Annotated in this window: 13 protein-coding genes; 4 read left to right on the plus strand and 9 right to left on the minus strand. The window is 60.3% G+C overall.

Annotated elements, in window-relative coordinates:
* Nucleotides 1–126: 126 nt before the first annotated feature.
* The 4 genes from F6V25_RS06430 to F6V25_RS06445 form a co-directional block, all read right to left on the minus strand.
* On the minus strand, nucleotides 127–825 hold the full coding sequence (locus tag F6V25_RS06430) for an amino acid ABC transporter permease (RefSeq protein ID WP_151127794.1): 699 nt from the start codon (nucleotides 823–825) through the stop codon (nucleotides 127–129).
* A 1-nt stretch (nucleotide 826) separates the two neighbouring features.
* Nucleotides 827–1,534 (minus strand): amino acid ABC transporter permease, encoded by a 708-nt coding sequence (locus F6V25_RS06435; protein WP_151127795.1) that lies wholly within the window; start codon nucleotides 1,532–1,534, stop codon nucleotides 827–829.
* Between the two features lie 80 nt (nucleotides 1,535–1,614).
* Nucleotides 1,615–2,430: an ABC transporter substrate-binding protein gene (locus F6V25_RS06440; RefSeq protein WP_151127796.1), complete on the minus strand. Its 816-nt coding sequence runs from the start codon at nucleotides 2,428–2,430 to the stop codon at nucleotides 1,615–1,617.
* Between the two features lie 48 nt (nucleotides 2,431–2,478).
* The gene (locus F6V25_RS06445) at nucleotides 2,479–3,225 is read right to left on the minus strand and encodes an amino acid ABC transporter ATP-binding protein (RefSeq protein ID WP_149306690.1); all 747 of its coding nucleotides are present in this window, start codon (nucleotides 3,223–3,225) and stop codon (nucleotides 2,479–2,481) included.
* A 213-nt stretch (nucleotides 3,226–3,438) separates the two neighbouring features.
* On the opposite strand from F6V25_RS06445, the gene F6V25_RS06450 reads away from it, so the two are divergent.
* Entirely contained in the window at nucleotides 3,439–4,356 is a 918-nt protein-coding gene (locus tag F6V25_RS06450) for a YceI family protein (RefSeq protein WP_246166985.1), read from the plus strand.
* A 219-nt stretch (nucleotides 4,357–4,575) separates the two neighbouring features.
* Here F6V25_RS06450 and priA read toward each other — a convergent pair whose 3' ends face one another.
* The 5 genes from priA to speA all read right to left on the minus strand — a co-directional run bounded on the left by priA (nucleotide 4,576) and on the right by speA (nucleotide 11,844).
* A complete protein-coding gene (gene priA, locus F6V25_RS06455) occupies nucleotides 4,576–6,816 on the minus strand; it encodes a replication restart helicase PriA (RefSeq protein ID WP_151127797.1) in 2,241 nt (746 codons plus the stop codon).
* An 85-nt stretch (nucleotides 6,817–6,901) separates the two neighbouring features.
* The gene (locus F6V25_RS06460) at nucleotides 6,902–7,111 is read right to left on the minus strand and encodes a hypothetical protein (protein ID WP_151127798.1); all 210 of its coding nucleotides are present in this window, start codon (nucleotides 7,109–7,111) and stop codon (nucleotides 6,902–6,904) included.
* Between the two features lie 34 nt (nucleotides 7,112–7,145).
* A complete protein-coding gene (gene nspC / locus F6V25_RS06465; protein ID WP_151127799.1) occupies nucleotides 7,146–8,300 on the minus strand; it encodes a carboxynorspermidine decarboxylase in 1,155 nt (384 codons plus the stop codon).
* 208 nt (nucleotides 8,301–8,508) lie between these two features.
* Nucleotides 8,509–9,705: a saccharopine dehydrogenase family protein gene (locus F6V25_RS06470; RefSeq protein ID WP_151127800.1), complete on the minus strand. Its 1,197-nt coding sequence runs from the start codon at nucleotides 9,703–9,705 to the stop codon at nucleotides 8,509–8,511.
* Between the two features lie 231 nt (nucleotides 9,706–9,936).
* Nucleotides 9,937–11,844, minus strand: a complete 1,908-nt coding sequence (gene speA / locus F6V25_RS06475) for an arginine decarboxylase (RefSeq protein WP_151127801.1) — start codon at nucleotides 11,842–11,844, stop codon at nucleotides 9,937–9,939.
* A 383-nt stretch (nucleotides 11,845–12,227) separates the two neighbouring features.
* Here speA and F6V25_RS06480 point away from each other — a divergent pair, with 383 nt between their 5' ends.
* The 3 genes from F6V25_RS06480 to thiL are packed head-to-tail and all read left to right on the plus strand — an operon-like array spanning nucleotide 12,228 to nucleotide 16,140.
* Nucleotides 12,228–12,668: an Hsp20/alpha crystallin family protein gene (locus F6V25_RS06480; protein ID WP_151127802.1), complete on the plus strand. Its 441-nt coding sequence runs from the start codon at nucleotides 12,228–12,230 to the stop codon at nucleotides 12,666–12,668.
* On the plus strand, nucleotides 12,665–15,139 hold the full coding sequence (gene lon / locus F6V25_RS06485) for an endopeptidase La (RefSeq protein WP_476739186.1): 2,475 nt from the start codon (nucleotides 12,665–12,667) through the stop codon (nucleotides 15,137–15,139). Before F6V25_RS06480 ends, lon begins: the two co-directional genes overlap by 4 nt.
* Complete coding sequence (thiL, locus tag F6V25_RS06490) at nucleotides 15,136–16,140, plus strand: thiamine-phosphate kinase (RefSeq protein ID WP_151127803.1); 1,005 nt, start codon at nucleotides 15,136–15,138, stop codon at nucleotides 16,138–16,140. The genes lon and thiL overlap by 4 nt, the downstream gene beginning before the upstream one ends.
* Nucleotides 16,141–16,149: the final 9 nt, after the last annotated feature.

Consider the following 16,149-nt stretch of genomic DNA (forward strand, 5'->3'; position numbering starts at 1 on the left):
CGATGTTCCCCAAACGAGAGAAAGGTCGTACGGACAACGCCAGGACGGCGCGTCCGTATCGACAGCAATCTTATCAGAGATTCGGCCGGTGACAAGCCGCTGTAATGAATTTCGCGGAGATGGGCGTCAAATAGCCTTGCGCCAGGCCAACCGCTGTTCCAGCCAGCGGGAAAGGGAGGTGAAAGCGTAGCAGACAATAAAATAGATCAGGGCGATGAAAACGAAGATTTCCGTCGGATAGGCCATGGTCCGGTTATTGATCTGGGTTCCCACATGGGTCAGTTCGGATACGCCGACGATGAAAGCCAGAGAGGTGTCCTTGATCAGGGAAACGAACTGGTTGACGAAGGAGGGGATCATGTTGCGCAATCCCTGGGGAAGTACGATATAGAGCATGGCCTGCCACGGCTTGAGGCCGGTGGAGATGGCCGCCTCGGTCTGCCCCTTGGGGATACCCTCGATACCGGCCACCACGATGCGGGACATGTAGGCCGAGGTGAACAGGGTCAGCGCCATGATGACGGTCTGGCTTTCGGCCACCTTGCCGAACAGGGCCGGCAAGAGGAAGTACATCCAGAAGATGACCATCAGAAGCGGCATGCCGCGCACGAGGTTGATGAAGGCGACGGCGGGGTAGCGCACGGCCCGAAAACGGGAGATGCTGAGCAATCCCAGAATCAGGCCGCCGAAAAAGGAGAGGACGCAGGAAACCGACGCCAGGTACAGGGTCAGGCCCAGGCCGCCCAGAGGGCCGTTGGGAAAGCGGCCGATCATGAAGTAGGTGAAGTTGTCGGCAATCACCGATATATTGAAAAATTGATCCATATCAGGCCGCCTTGTGAATGTTGAGGACTTTCTCGTTGTAGATGTTCACCAGGGCGGTGATAACAAGCGAAATAGCCACGTAGACCACGGTTGCTGCGGTGAACGCCTCGAAGCCCTTGAAGGTGTAGCTCTCCACCTGGCGGGCCTGGTAGGTCAGTTCCATGACACCGATCGTCATGGCCAGGGACGAGTTCTTGGCCAGGTTGAGAAACTGGTTCACCAGCGGCGGCACCGTGAGACGGACCGCCTGGGGCAGGATGATGTACTGCATGGAGCGGAGGTAGGAGAAACCCGCGCTGCGGGCCGCCTCCATCTGCTCCTTGGGGATGGACAGCACGCCGGAACGGATGTCTTCGGCGATGAAGGCCGAGGTGTAGATGGTCAGGGCGATCACGGCGGCGGCGAACTCGAAGTTGGTGCTGTTCAGCCAGTCGTTCACGGCGGTCGGAAGGATCTTGTACGACCCGAAGTACCAGAAGAATATCTGCACCAGGAGCGGGGTGTTGCGGAAAAATTCCAGGTAGGCATGGGCAATCCAGCGGACCGGCTTGTTGTTGCTCATGCGCATGACGGCGATCAACAGCCCCAGGATGAAGGCAAGCACAATGGAGAGTGCCGAGAGTTGCAGGGTGACCTTGACTCCCGAGGCCAGCCAATCGAAATACTTGCCCGAGGTTACGGTCGACCAGTCGAATTGATAATTAAGCACGTGAAACCCTCATGGAAAGCGGGGCGGGGGGCAGGAGCCTTCTCCGCACCCCCCGCCTGCTGGACGTTACAAACTCTGTATTACTTGCCGGCCGTGATCTTGAAGTTGCGTTGCAGATGGAACTGGGTCGTGGGGCCGAACCATTTGTTGAAAATCCGGGCGGCTTCGCCTGACTTCTCCATATCCAGGATGGTCTTGTTGACGAAATCCACGAAGCGCTTGTCGCCCTTGCGCATGCCGAGGCCGTAGGGCTCGTCGGAGATCTGGACGCGCGGGATTTCGAAGCGGGCCTTGTTGGGGGCCTTGGCCAGGATGCCGGCCAGGATGGCCTCATCGGTCGTCACGGCGAATACCTTGCCCTGCTCCAGGGCGAGCAGTGCCTGGGGATAGTCGTCAAAGGAGAGCACGGTGGCGGTAGGCAGGGCCTTCTTCACGTTCTGCTCCGAGGTGGAACCCTTGGCGGTACCGATCTTTTTGCCTTCCAGGTCCTTCAAACTCTTGACGGTCCCTTTTTTGGTGATGAACTTCTGGCCGGTGAAGAAGTAGGTGTGGCTGAAGTCGACCTGTTTGGCCCGCTCGGGGTTTTTGGTCATGGTGGCGGCGATGATGTCGATGTGTGATTCCTGCAACTGGGGCATGCGGCTGGCCGAGGTGACCGGCTTGAGTTCTACCCTGACGCCCAGCTTTTTGGCGATGGCGTTGATGAAGTCAATGTCATACCCAACAATGGTGCGGGTTTTCTCGTCCACATAGCCGAAGGGGGGGAGGGAGTCCTTGACCCCGGCCACCAGCACTCCTTTTTTCTTCACATCAGCCAGCGTATCAGCGGCCAGCACCGTTTTGGCGGCCATCGAGGCCAGCACCGTGACCATGAATAATGTTACCAGTTTCTTCATGTCGAATTCCTCCTTCAAGAGTGGTAGTACAGACCGGAAATCCCGGTTCTAAGGACATTCGCAGTGCATCGGCGTCAGAAGCTGGCGCAGGAACTGTTGAGCGCGCTCGTGCTTCGGCCTGCTGAAAAACTCGTCGGGCGTAGCCTCCTCCAGAACGGTGCCGGCATCCATGAAAGCCACCCGGTGGGCAACCTCGCGGGCAAACCCCATCTCGTGGGTGACCACAACCATGGTCATGCCGCTTACGGCCAAATCCTTCATGACCGCCAGAACCTCGCCGATCATCTCCGGGTCGAGGGCCGAGGTGGGCTCGTCGAAGAGCATGATCCTCGGTTTCATCGCCAGGGCGCGGGCGATGGCCACGCGTTGCTGCTGGCCGCCGGAAAGCTGCGACGGGTAGGCATTGCGTTTCTCAGCCAGCCCGACCCGCTCCAACAACGCCATGGCCTGCTCTTCGGCATCTCTCTTGGCGGTCTTGCGAATCTTGGTGGGGGCCAGGATGATGTTGTTCAGGACGGAAAGGTGGGGGTACAGATTGAACTGCTGGAAGACAAAGCCGACTTCGGCCCGCAGTTTGTTGATATCGGTCTTTTTGTCCAGCAGGTCCATGCCGTCAACCGTCAGCGTCCCCTTGTCGATCGGTTCGAGCTGATTGATGGTGCGGATCAGGGTGGACTTGCCGGAGCCGGACGGCCCGCAGACGACCAGCACTTCGCCGGAGGTTACGTGCAGATTGATATCGTTGAGTACGTGCAGGCTCTTGAACCACTTGTGCACGCCTTGAAAGGTAATCATCGAACACTCCTGTCAAATTGAGGTGAAACGTTGTGCAAAAGCAGTGGATTTGTATAACACAAAGCACCACAGGTGGGCAAAGAAAAATTGGCCGTCAAATAAGACAACAATAATCTGATTGACGGGCAACAAGGCAGGCATATAATTAAAAACAAAGGGTTAAAATGATCGGCCCTCCTCGTATACGTTGGGGGTGAAAGGTGTGTGATAATCATGCTGTCCAGTATCTCGGCAGGTGAATTAAAATCGCTACTGGATTCGGGCGGCCCTGTCTGCCTGGTCGATGTGCTTCCTCCCGAATACTTCGGGGAGCGCCATATCCCGGGCGCGAGCAATGCGTGCGTGTATGAGATGGCGTTTCTGGAAAACCTGACAAAGATCGTCAGCGACCGGGACACGCCGCTGGTGGTGTATGGCGCCAGTGCCCGCTCGCGGGAGGCCTCGGTTGCGGTGGAAAAACTGAGGCGTGCCGGATATCGGGAGGTGCGGGAACTGGCCGGCGGCCTGGCCGCCTGGCGGGCGGCCGGATATGGGGTGGAGGCGGGCCAAGGCCCGGCTGTCCCGGAGATCGCCATCGCGGATGGCGGGTACGTGGTGGATTGCGCTGCCAGTCGGCTGGAATGGATGGGACGCAATCTGAACGGCAGGCACTACGGCACCATAGCCGTAGCGGGCGGAGAGATTCTGGTGAAAAAGGGGGGGCCGGCCGGCGGAAGCATCACCCTGGACATGGGGTCCATTGCGGACATCGACCTGAAGGATGAGGGGTACAACCGCATGTTGGTCAGTCATCTGAAATCCGACGATTTTTTCGATGTGGCCACCTACCCGGAGGCGGTCTATGTCATCAACGGCTCGGAGCTTCTGCCGGAGGCGTCCACCTGTTCTCTTGTCTACCGGGTGATGGGCAGCCTTGAACTGAGAGGCGTGAAAAGGGAGTTGCCGCTCACGGCCGAAGTGGCGCCCCAGCCGGATGGCCAACTCAAGGCCAGGGTGCTGTGCGATCTTGACCGCACGCGTTGGGGGGCCATTTACGGCTCGGGGAGGCTTTTCGAAAAACTCGGCCAGCACTTGGTAAACGAGATCGTAACCGTCGAGCTCTTTCTGGTAGCTAAGATGCGCCAGAACTGACAACTCACGTACAAAAAATCTGCCACAGAGACACAGAGACACAGAGAAAGCCTTATTGACAGGGAGTAGGGGATAAACAGGATAAAGCTTTATGCTTTTGCCTGTAACCAGGTTTCAGATCTTATCCCGTTTATCCTGTTCATCCCTGTAAAAAAGGTTCTGCTTTTGACGTTCTCTGTGTCTCTGCGTCTCTGTGGCAGAATTGTTGAGGTTCATCCGTCACATCATATCCACCGGATCGATATCCACATACTCGCGGATGGTCGAAACGACAGGGCGATTCTGCTGCCAGGCGGCGATCAGGCGGCGCAGATCGTTGCGGGTGGGGGATTTGAGCAGGATCTGACGGCGGAAACGGCCCCGCAGGCGGTACAGGGGCGCCGGGGCCGGCCCCAGGATTTCCACACGCAGGCCTTTTTCCCGTTTCAGCTGCGCCAACAAACGGGTTATGGCCTCGGCATGCTCTTCCACCGGTCCCTCCGTTGTGCCGGAAAAGCCGAGGCAGGCCAGAAAGCTGAAGGGGGGGTAGCCAACCTCGCGGCGGAATTCCAGCTCCTGGCGGTAGAAGGCATCGCCGTCATGTTGTACGGCGTTCTGGATGGCGTAATGGTCGCTGTTGAGCGTCTGGACGATCACCCGGCCGGGGGTGTCCCCCCGTCCGGCCCGGCCGATGACCTGGGACAGAAGCTGAAAGGTGCGCTCGGCCGCGCGGAAATCGGGCATGCCCAGGCTGGCCTCGGCATTGACCACGCCCACCAGGGTCACGCCGGGGAAATCGTGCCCCTTGGCGATCATCTGGGTCCCCACCAGGATGTCCGCACTGCCGTCGGACATGCGGGCTAGGAGGCGCCCGTGGCTCCCCTTGCCGCCGGTGGTATCGCTGTCCATGCGCAGGATGCGCGCCTGGGGCACCAGTTCGCGCAGGTCGTGCTCCAGACGTTCGGTGCCGGCCCCCAGCTCCTTCAACTCCTGGCAGCCGCAGGCAGGACAGATGCCGGGGGCGGGGATGGCGTAATCGCAGTAATGGCAGACGCTCTGGCCCCGTTGGCGGTGGTAGGTGAGGGACACGGAGCAGTTGGGGCACGCCAGGGGCGCGCCGCACTCCGCGCAGACCAGATAGGTGGCAAAGCCGCGGCGGTTGAGAAAGATGATCGCCTGTTCGCCGGCGGCCAGGGTCGCCTCCAGGGCCGGAACTAGGAGCGGGCTGATGGCCGTGGCAACCCCCTTCATGGGGGCCAGCTCGACGGTGGGCATGGGGCGGTGCTCAACCCGTTCCGGCAGGGTGAGGAGCGCCAGCTTGCCGTGCTCCGCGGCATACCGGCTGGTGACCAGCGGCGTGGCCGATCCGAGCAGGACCACGGCCCGCTCCATCCTGCCCCTGACCAGGGCCAGGTCGCGGGCGTTGTAGCGCAGGCCGTCGGCCTGTTTGAAGGATGCCTCGTGCTCCTCGTCGACGATGATGATGCCGATGCGGGCCAGAGGGGCGAAGATGGCCGAGCGGGCGCCGATGACGATGCGGGCCTGGCCGCGCCTGATGCGTCGCCACTCGTCATAGCGCTCCCCGTCGGAGAGGCCGCTGTGCAGGATGGCAATGCCGTGGCCGAAGCGGGCGCGGAAGCGCTGCACCAGTTGGGGGGTCAGGGATATTTCCGGCACCAGCACCAGGGCGTTTTTTTCCTGCCCCAGGGCCTGGTCGATGGCCTGGAGATATACCTCGGTCTTGCCGCTGCCGGTCACGCCGTGCAGCAGGAAGGGCGCAAAGGCGTGCCGGTCCAGCGCCGCGCAGAGGGCGTCCAGGGCTGCCTGCTGGTGCGGAGAAAGGACCCGGGGGGTGTCGCGCTTCACAACATCGTCGCCGAACGGGTTGCGATAGACCTCCCGCGTCTCGCCGGTCACGAGGCCCAATTCCGCCAGCCGCTTGAGCTGGGGTGAACAGGTGCCGAAACGCCGTCGCAACTCGGCCGCCGGGATATCTCCCGCCTCCCTGATCACACCCAGGATGTCCGCCGCCTTGGCGCCCAGGTGGGGAACGGGCTCGCACGGCGCTGAGGCCCGGTAGACGATCTCGGTCTTGATGGCCTTCCCGCCGCTGACGGTGGGGTCGGCCTGGCCCACTCCCTTGCGCTCCTGGATATTGATGCCGGCCGGAAGGGCTGTTTTGAGGACTTCGCCCAAGGGATGCAGGTAGTAGGAAGCCACCCAGCGGAAGAACTCCAGTTCGCTGTCCGTCCAGAGCGGCTCGGGATCGAGCACCTCGAAGATCTCTTTCAGTTCATGGGGCGGGGTTTCCGTCACGTTTCCCAGAATGTAGCCGGTCAACCTGCGGCGGCCGAAGGGGACAAAGGCGCGCCGCCCGGCAAGGGCCTGCCCCTCCATCTCCCGGGGGACGCGGTAGTGGAAGGTCCGGTCCAGGTGGAGCGGGATGGCTACTTCGATGATGTGGGGCACATGGTTGGACATGGGATGGTGATAGCAGAGCCCCGGCGCGAAGTAAAGCGCGGAGAAGCGAAAAGAAGGGGAGGGCGGGGGCGCTGCCCTCCGTAGCCTACCAGAACTTCCGGGGGGGCTCGGTTTTCCCCAACAGGCGGATCTCGCCATCAATGACCTTGAACATGTCACCGATCTCGGTGGTCCACTCGTCCCCCTCTTCCAGTGGGCTGGGGAAGGAACGCTGGCCGAGGAACATCTGCTGGTCGCCCACATACCCGTACCACTCCAATGCGCCGGTCATCCATATTCTTGTTTTCAGTTCCATGGGGGTACCTCGTAATAGTCAAAGTCTGGTTTGTCTACGATAGCCGTGCCTTGAAATCTTCGTAGCCGAAGCTGCGCACCACCCGCAACTCGCTGGTTTCTGGCTCGAAAGTACAGATGGCCGGGTGCTGGATACCGTTGAAGGTGGTGGTCTTGACCATGGTGTAGTGGGCCATGTCCAGAAAGGCCAGCCGGTCGCCCGCGTGCAGCGGCCGGTCGAAGGACCAGTCGCCGATGATGTCCCCCGCCAGGCAGGAGGGGCCGCCCAGGCGGTAGGTATGGGCCTTCTCGTCGGGGGCGAAGCCTCCCTCGATATCGGGGCGATAGGGCATCTCCAGGGTGTCCGGCATGTGGCAGGTGGCCGAGACGTCCAGGATGGCGATATCCAGTTCGTTATGTACCACGTCCAGCACCTCGCCCACCAGGATGCCGGTGCCGATGGCGATGGCCTCGCCCGGCTCCAGGTAGACCTCCAGGTCGTACTTTTCGCGGAAATACGTCACCAGTTCCACCAGGCCGTCGATGTCGTACCCCTCCCGGGTGATGTGGTGGCCCCCCCCCAGGTTGAGCCACTTCATCCGGGGCAGGAACTCGCCGAACTTCTCCTCGAACGCCCGCGCCGTCCGCTCCAGCGGTTCGAACAGCTGCTCGCAGAGGGTATGGAAGTGGAGCCCCTCGACCCCCGCCAAGGACCTCCCCTCAAACTCCGCCCGCGGGATGCCCAGGCGCGAGGCCGGGGCGCAGGGGTCGTAGATGGGGGTGTGCCCCTCGGAGTGCTCGGGATTGACCCGCAGGCCGATGGAGACGCGCCCCCGTTCCTTTTCCCACAGGGGGCGGAAACGCTCCAACTGGTTGAAGGAATTGAAGACCAGATGGTTGGAGATGGGCAGCAGTTCCGCAATGTCGCTCGCCTTGAAGGCAGCGGCGAAGCTGTGCACCTCGCGCCCGAACTCCTCCCGTCCCAGGCGCGCCTCCCAGGGGGAACTGGCACAGACGCCGTGCAGGGTCTCGCGGATGGTGGGGAACACGCTCCACATGGAGAAGGCCTTCAACGCCATGAGGATCTTGGCCCCGCTGCGCTTCTGAACATCATCCAGGATGGCCAGGTTATGGCGCAGCCTCCCCAGGTCCACCACGTAGGCCGGGGAGGGGGAGCGTTCAAGGATTTTGTCGATATCTATACCGGTCACAATCGAAACCTTTTATTTGCCACGGAGGCATTGAATCTGAAAAAAAAGCCTGTTGACCGAATGCCGGTTTTTCCCACAAGAAACGTCAGATTTGCGATGATGGCGGTATCGGCGACGAGGAGGCGAGAGAGGCGAGAGAGGCGTAGCAGCGCTACGTCGATGAGCCTCCGCAGGAGCCGGTGCCGTCAGGGCGCAAATGTGGCGTTTCTCACAGTTCCGGCCATTCGCCGCCATCGACAACCACCGTGGGCAACCCCATGGGCCCCAGCACCTCCAGGAACAGCTCCGGATCGAACTGTTCCATGTTCCAGACGCCCGGTTTGTGCCACTTGCCGGTCAGCATCATGATGGCCCCCACCACGGCTGGTACGCCGGTGGTGTAGCTGATGGCCTGGGATTTGACCTCCCTGAAGCAGGCCTCGTGGTCGCAGATGTTGTAGATGTAGACCTGTTTGCGCTTGCCGCCCTTGAGGCCCCGGGCGATGACGCCGATGCAGGTCTTGCCCTTGGTCAGCGGCCCCAGGGAGCCGGGGTCGGGCAACACGGCCTTGAGAAATTGCAGCGGCACGATCTTCTGGCCGTTGTACTCCACCTCGTCGATTCTGGTCATGCCTACGTTTTGCAACACCTCAAGATGCTTGAGGTAGTTGTCTGAAAAGGTCATCCAGAACTGGGCCTTTTTGATGGTAGGGATATGCTTGACGATGGACTCCATCTCCTCATGGTACATGCGGTAGATGTTCATGGGGCCGATGCCGTCCGGGAAGTCGAAGGAGTGCTTGGTGGCCAGCGCGCCGCTCTCGATCCATTGGCCGTTCTCCCAGTGGCGGCACGGGGCGGTCACCTCGCGGATGTTGATCTCCGGGTTGAAGTTGGTGGCAAAGGGCTGGCCGTGGGAGCCCGCGTTGGCGTCGATGATGTCGATCTCCTGGACCTCGTCGAGGTGGCTCTTGGCGGCCAGGGCGGTGTAGACGTTGGTCACGCCCGGATCGAAGCCGGAGCCGAGCAGGGCCATGATCCCGGCCCGTTTGAAGCGCTCCTGGTAGGCCCACTGCCAATGGTATTCGAATTTGGCCGTGTCGCGCGGCTCGTAGTTGGCGGTGTCCAGATAATCCACCCCGGTCTCCAGGCAGGCATCCATGATGGTCAGGTCCTGGTAGGGGAGGGCTACGTTGATCACCAGTTTCGGCTGCTCCCTGCGGATCAGGGCCGCCAGTTCCGCTACGTTGTCGGCGTCCACCTGGGCGGTTGCGATCGGCGTCGCTATCTGGGCCGCAATGGCGTCGCATTTGGACTGGGTACGGGAGGCCAGGGTAATCTCGCTGAAGATGTCCCGGCGTTGGGCGCATTTGTGGGTCACAACCTGACCGACGCCGCCGGCGCCGATGATGAGGACTTTGCTCATGGAAAACTCCTTCTCCGGGCAGTGCCATATTCGCGCCCTAACGACGCCGGTTCGTCCGCATGCTCCTCGACGTAGCGCTGCTACGCCTGAGGGCCTGCCTCCTCACCGTCGCCGTTATCATCGCGAATCTGGCGCTGCGCAGCTTGGTAAAATGGTGCACTGGATACTACGGGCATTGGCCGGTTGGCGCAATGCCCGTAACAAAACTTTTACATTACGGAGTTAGGGGCGTTACTCGCCCAGATAGGTATAGCCCAGAAGTGTCCGGTCCAGGAGTTCGATGAAGTGGCTGCTCTCCTCAATGGATATTTTCCGCAGGGCGACGCTCTTCTCCAGATTGTCCCTGACGTGCTTGAGAATTTCCGGCCCCTTGTACTGGACGTACTTCAGGCTCTCCCAACAGGCGTCGCCGTTGATCACGGTGTCGATCAGGTAACCGGTTTTCTTGTTGAAGGTGATGTGTACGGCATTGGTGTCGCCGAACAGGTTGTGCATGTCTCCCAGAATCTCCTGGTAGGCGCCGATCAGGAAAAAGCCGATGAAATAGTCCTCTTCCTTGCGGATGCGGTGGAGCGGGAGGAACTTGGTCCTGCCGGTCTCGCCGACAAAACTAGTGATCTCGCCGTCCGAGTCGCAGGTGATGTCGGCGATGGAGGCCATGACGTCCGGCTTCTGGTTGAGCCGTTGCAGCGGCATGATCGGGAAGAGTTGGTCGATGGCCCAGGAGTCCGGGATCGACTGGAACAGGGAAAAGTTGGCGAAATAGGTCTGGCGCAGGGCCAGGTGAAAGTTCTGCAACTCCTCGGGGATCGGTTTGATCTTCTCGACGATGCCGTTGAGCTTTTTTATGATCTTGGAGTAGAGCCACTCGGCGATGGCGCGGTCGTTGAGGGTCAGGTAGCCCAGGTTGAACAGGCTGACCGCCTCGTTGATCAGTTGCATCGTGTCGTGGTAGTCCTCGCGCAGGGAGTAGCGGTCGATGCTCTTGTAGATGTCCATGAGCTTCTTGACCGTGGGTGCCAGATTCTCGGCCTGGGTCAGGATCTCCTCGAAATCGGGCATCAGGTGCTGCGTGTTGGTATTGAGGACGTTGGTGATCAACACCGAGTAGTGGGCAACCGTGGCGCGCCCCGATTCGGAGATGATGTTGGGACACTCGACACCGGCCTCTTCGCAGATGTTCTTGATCTGGTAGATGACGTCGTTGGCGTATTCCTCGACCGTGTAGTTGACGCTGGAGAAGTAGCTGGACTTGGAGCCGTCGTAGTCCACGCCCAAGCCGCCGCCGATATCGAGAAATTCGATGCCGACACCCAGTTTCCGCATTTCGGCGTAGATACGGGTCCCCTCGATCAGGGCGGTCTTGATCTTGTCGATCTTGGTGATCTGGCTGCCGATGTGGAAATGGAGCAACTTGACGCAGTCGAGCAGTCCGTGTTCCTCCAGCATGCGGATGGCGGCGATGATCTCGGACATGCGCAGGCCGAACTTGGCGTCCTCGCCGCCTGATGTGGCCCATTTGCCGGTCCCCTTGGAGGAGAGCTTCACCCGGATGCCGAGCTTGGGCTGGATGCCGGTCTTCTTGGAAAGTTCGATGATCTTTTCCAGTTCGAACAGTTTTTCCACCACCAGGGTGATGTCGTAGCCGATCTTGGTGGCGTAGAGGACGGTCTCGATATATTCGGTGTCCTTGTAACCGTTGCAGATGATCGGCAGGCCGTTGCCGGTGGAGATGGAGATGCCGGCTACCAGTTCCGGTTTCGAGCCCACCTCAAGACCTATGTTGTAGCGTTTGCCGAAGTTGGCGATGGCCTCGACCACCTGGCGTTGCTGGTTGACCTTGATGGGGAAAAAGGTCTGGTACTTGGCCGGGTAGTCGTTCTCCTGGATGGCGCTCTTGAACACGCGGTTGATGCTGGCGATACGCCCCTGGAGCACATCCATGAAACGCAGCAGGATAGGGGGCTTGATCTTGCGTTTGATCAGGTCGTCAACCAGGGCGCGCAAATCGATGGACTGCTTGGAACTGGAGGAGGGATGGACGCAGATGTTCCCCTTCTTATTGATAGAGAACAGGTCTGCGCCCCAGTTGTCCATGTTGTAGAGCTTTACGGACTCGTTAATTGACCAGCGTTCCATAGGCCGTGTACCAACTTTCGTTATTATTTGCTGAAAGCCATCGTGCAGCAGGGGAGTGGCATGCTTCGCCATTATTACATATATTATTGAAGAGCGCCCACATTCATGTGCCCGCCGCCGGGAAGCGGAACAAAAATGAACAAATTTGTTTTTCTATTGAATATTGCGGAGTAAGTCAATCAAATAAAAAAATGCCCCGAGAGGGGAGGCTGATTTCGGGTGAGTTTGGGCGGCGCCATGACGGTGGTTGCGCCAGATGACGCGGGTTGGTCCCGAATTGTGCGCGCCCGCCGAATGTGTGCCTTGACTTTGTCGAAGGGAATGTTTACCTTTCAGCCAGTCCGAGAGTCAGCTTCATCATCAATGGTAGGCAAGGTGGTTATATGCCACGTTTTTCTCGCAGACAGCCGTTTCAGCAGGAACTCTTTGGCCGGCACCTCGGTGAAATCCGGGATCTGCTGGACGCCCTTGAACTTCGTGATGTCTTCGGCGAGGGGGAAAACCGCCCGCCGGTGGATATGTACGAGACCTGCAATGAGATCGTTCTGGAATTCGATCTGCCCGGTTTTCGCATTGAGGACATCAGCCTGACGCAGCATGGTGCGACCCTCGTGCTCGAGGCGCATAGACCTTGCGAACAGGCGGTCGGCGACGCCCGTTATGTCTGCCTCGAACGGGGTTACGGCCGTTTCCACCATGCACTGCATATTCCGGGTTGTATTGATACATGCGCCATCAAGGCTGAATACCGTTACGGCGTTCTGCGGGTGAGTTATCCCAAAACTGGTGACCGGCAGGTAACGATAAAGGAGATACAAGATTGAGCGAGATAGATAAGGATATGGAAAAACAGGAATCGGAAGAGGTGAAGATTCCCGAGGTGTTGCCGCTCTTGCCGGTGCGCGATGTGGTGGTCTACCCTTTCATGATCATCCCGCTCTTCGTGGGGCGCGAGATGTCGGTCAAGGCCGTTGACAGCGCCCTGGCCGGGGACCGGATGATCCTTTTGGCCACCCAGCATGAGATCGGCGAGGAAGACCCGACCCCGGACAAAATCTACGAGGTCGGCACGGTCGCCATGATCATGCGCATGCTCAAACTGCCGGACGGCAGGGTGAAGATTCTCGTCCAGGGCCTGAGCAAGGCCCGCATCACCGAGTATGTGACGGAGAAGCCGTTCCACACGGTACGCATCGAGAAGATGGTTGACACCCCGCTCCAGGACGTTTCCCTGGAGACGGAGGCGTTGGTGCGCACCGTGCGCGAACAGCTGACCAAGGTCATCGAGCTGGGCAAGCAGGTCTCCCCCGAGGTGATGGTAATCCTGGAAAATATCCAGGACCCCGGCAGCATGGCCGATCTGATTGCCAGCAACCTGGGGCTGAAGGTGGCCGACGCCCAATTGCTTCTAGAGATGAGCGAACCGGTCATGCGCCTGACCAAGGTCAACGAGTTCCTGAACCGCGAGGTGGAACTGCTCAGCGTGCAGGCCAAGATCCAGAGCGCGGCCCGCGAGGAGATGGGCAAGAATCAGCGGGAGTACTACCTGCGTGAGCAGATGCGCGCCATTCAGCAGGAGCTGGGGGATGGCGAAGGCAAGGAGGATATCGCCGAGATCCGCAAGGCCATTGAGACCGCCAAGATGCCCGAGGCATCCCAGAAGGAGGCACTCAAACAGCTGAACCGGCTGGAAAACATGCATCCGGACGCCGGCGAGGCAGGCATCATCCGCACCTATCTGGACTGGCTGGTTGAACTCCCCTGGAGCAAATCCAGCCGGGACAGCCTGGACATCGTCCGCGCCAAGGAGATTCTGGACGACGATCACTACTACCTGGACAAGATCAAGGAGCGCATCCTGGAGTTCCTGGCGGTGCGCAAGCTAAAGAAAAAGATGAAGGGGCCGATCCTCTGCTTCGTGGGCCCTCCGGGGGTCGGCAAGACCTCCCTGGGCAAATCCATCGCCCGGGCCATGAACCGCAAGTTCGTGCGTATATCCCTGGGCGGGGTACGGGATGAGGCCGAGATCCGCGGCCACCGCCGCACCTATATCGGCGCCCTGCCGGGGCGCATCATCCAGGGGATGAAGCAGGCCGGCACCAACAATCCGGTATTCATGCTGGACGAGTTGGACAAGCTGGGCTACGACTACAAAGGAGATCCTTCGTCGGCGCTGTTGGAGGTGTTGGACCCGGAACAGAACCATTCGTTCTCCGACCACTACATCAACATGCCGTTCAATCTCTCCAACGTGATGTTCATCGCCACGGCCAACCAGATCGACCCGGTGCCGTCCGCCCTGCGCGACCGCATGGAGGTGATCAACCTGGCCGGGTACACCGAGGAGGAGAAGCTGGAAATTGCCCGCCGCTATCTGGTGCCGCGCCAGATAAAGGAGAACGGCCTCAAGGCGAAGGATATCAGTTTCGAGGACGATGCCATCCGCGAGATCATCACCAAGTACACCCGTGAGGCGGGTCTGCGCAACCTGGAACGGGAGATCGGCACGGTGTGCCGCAAGGTGGCGCGCAAGGTGGCCGAAGGGGGCACGCGTACCGTCAAGATTGCGGCCAAGAACCTGCACACCTTCCTGGGGGCGCCCAAGTATCTGCGGGAAGAGGATCTGGACAAGAACGAGGTCGGCGTGGTCAACGGCCTGGCCTGGACGCCGGTGGGAGGAGAGATCCTGCACATCGAGGCCACCCTGATGAAGGGAAAGAGCGCCCTGACCCTGACCGGGCAGTTGGGGGACGTGATGAAGGAGTCGGTCCAGGCGGCCCATTCCTATATCCGCGCCCATGCAGACATTCTGCACATCAACCCCGATTTCTTCCAGGACCATGAGATTCACGTCCATGTCCCGGCCGGCGCCATTCCCAAGGACGGCCCCTCGGCCGGTGTCGCCATGACCACGGCGCTGGTCTCGGTCCTGACGCGCATCCCGGTCAAGAAGGACGTGGCCATGACCGGCGAGGTCACCCTGCGGGGCAAGGTGCTTCCCATCGGCGGCCTCAAGGAGAAGATCCTGGCGGCGGTGCGTTCGCGGATGCGGATGGTCATCATCCCCGAGCAGAACAAAAAGGACCTGGAGGACATCCCGGCCGAGATACTCAAGAAGGTCAAGATCGTCCCGGTGCACGACGTGAGCGAGGTGCTGAAGCTGGCCCTGGAGAAGTTTCCGCCTCCAGCGCCGTCCACCCCCAAGGAGCCTGCGAAAAAGCCGCGCAGCGGCGAAGCCACCCCCAAGGTGCTGATGCGTCCCCGCAAGGAAATTTCTGCCGGGGCACGGGGGTGAAGATTGGAGAGTTGGGCGAATTCGGCCTGATCTCCCGTATCGCTTCCGGCGTGGCCAACGGCAAAGGCGTCATCACCGGCATCGGTGATGACGCCGCCGTAACGGCCCTTTCCCCGGGTATGCAGTTGTTGACTTCAACCGACATGCTGGTGGAGGATGTGCACTTCCGCCGTGTATGGCATGACCCCTGCCGCTTGGGGCGCAAATCCCTGGCGGTCAGCATCTCCGATATCGCCGCCATGGGGGGCATCCCCCGCTGGGCACTGCTCTCCCTTGCCGTTCCCCCCGACACCCCCCTCGAATTCCTTGACGCATTTACCCGCGGTTTTCTTGCCATGGCCGCGGAACACGGCGTGGCCCTGATCGGCGGCGACACCTGTTCCTCCCGCGCCGGCTTGGTCATATCCGTCACCATCATGGGGGAACAGGAGCCGGGGAGGATCGTACGGCGCTCCGGCGCGTGCCCCGATGACGACATCTGGGTGACCGGAACCCTGGGAGACGCCGCTCTGGGGCTGGAATTGCTGGAAAAGGGGAAACTCCCCTCTTCCGTGACGGTGGAGGAGGAACACCTCATCTCCCGTCTGCTCGATCCGTCCCCCCGGGCCGCTGTTGGCCGGGCGCTGGCGGAGGCCGGGCTCGTATCGGCCATGATCGATGTCAGCGACGGGCTTTTGGCTGATTTTGGCCATATTGCCGAGCTATCCGCCCTCGGCGGTACGATTCACCTCGACGCTCTCCCTCTTTCACCGGACTTTCGCGCCATTCTCCGTTCCCACCCCTCGTCCCATCCCGATCTTGCCCTGGCCGGCGGCGAAGAGTACGAACTGGCATTTACCGCGCCCGCGGCCAATCGGGAAAAAATTGTCCAACTTATGAAAAAAAGTGGCATTGATGCTCGGCCTGTTGGTATAGTAACAGCCTCGCCCGAGGTAACGGTCGTTTTGGCCGACGGCAGCACATATGCCCCACAGAACAAGGGATACAACCACTTTACATAAATTTCCGAA

It is taken from the genome of Oryzomonas japonica, from assembly GCF_008802365.1.
Classification (GTDB): Bacteria; Desulfobacterota; Desulfuromonadia; order Geobacterales; family Pseudopelobacteraceae; genus Oryzomonas; species Oryzomonas japonica.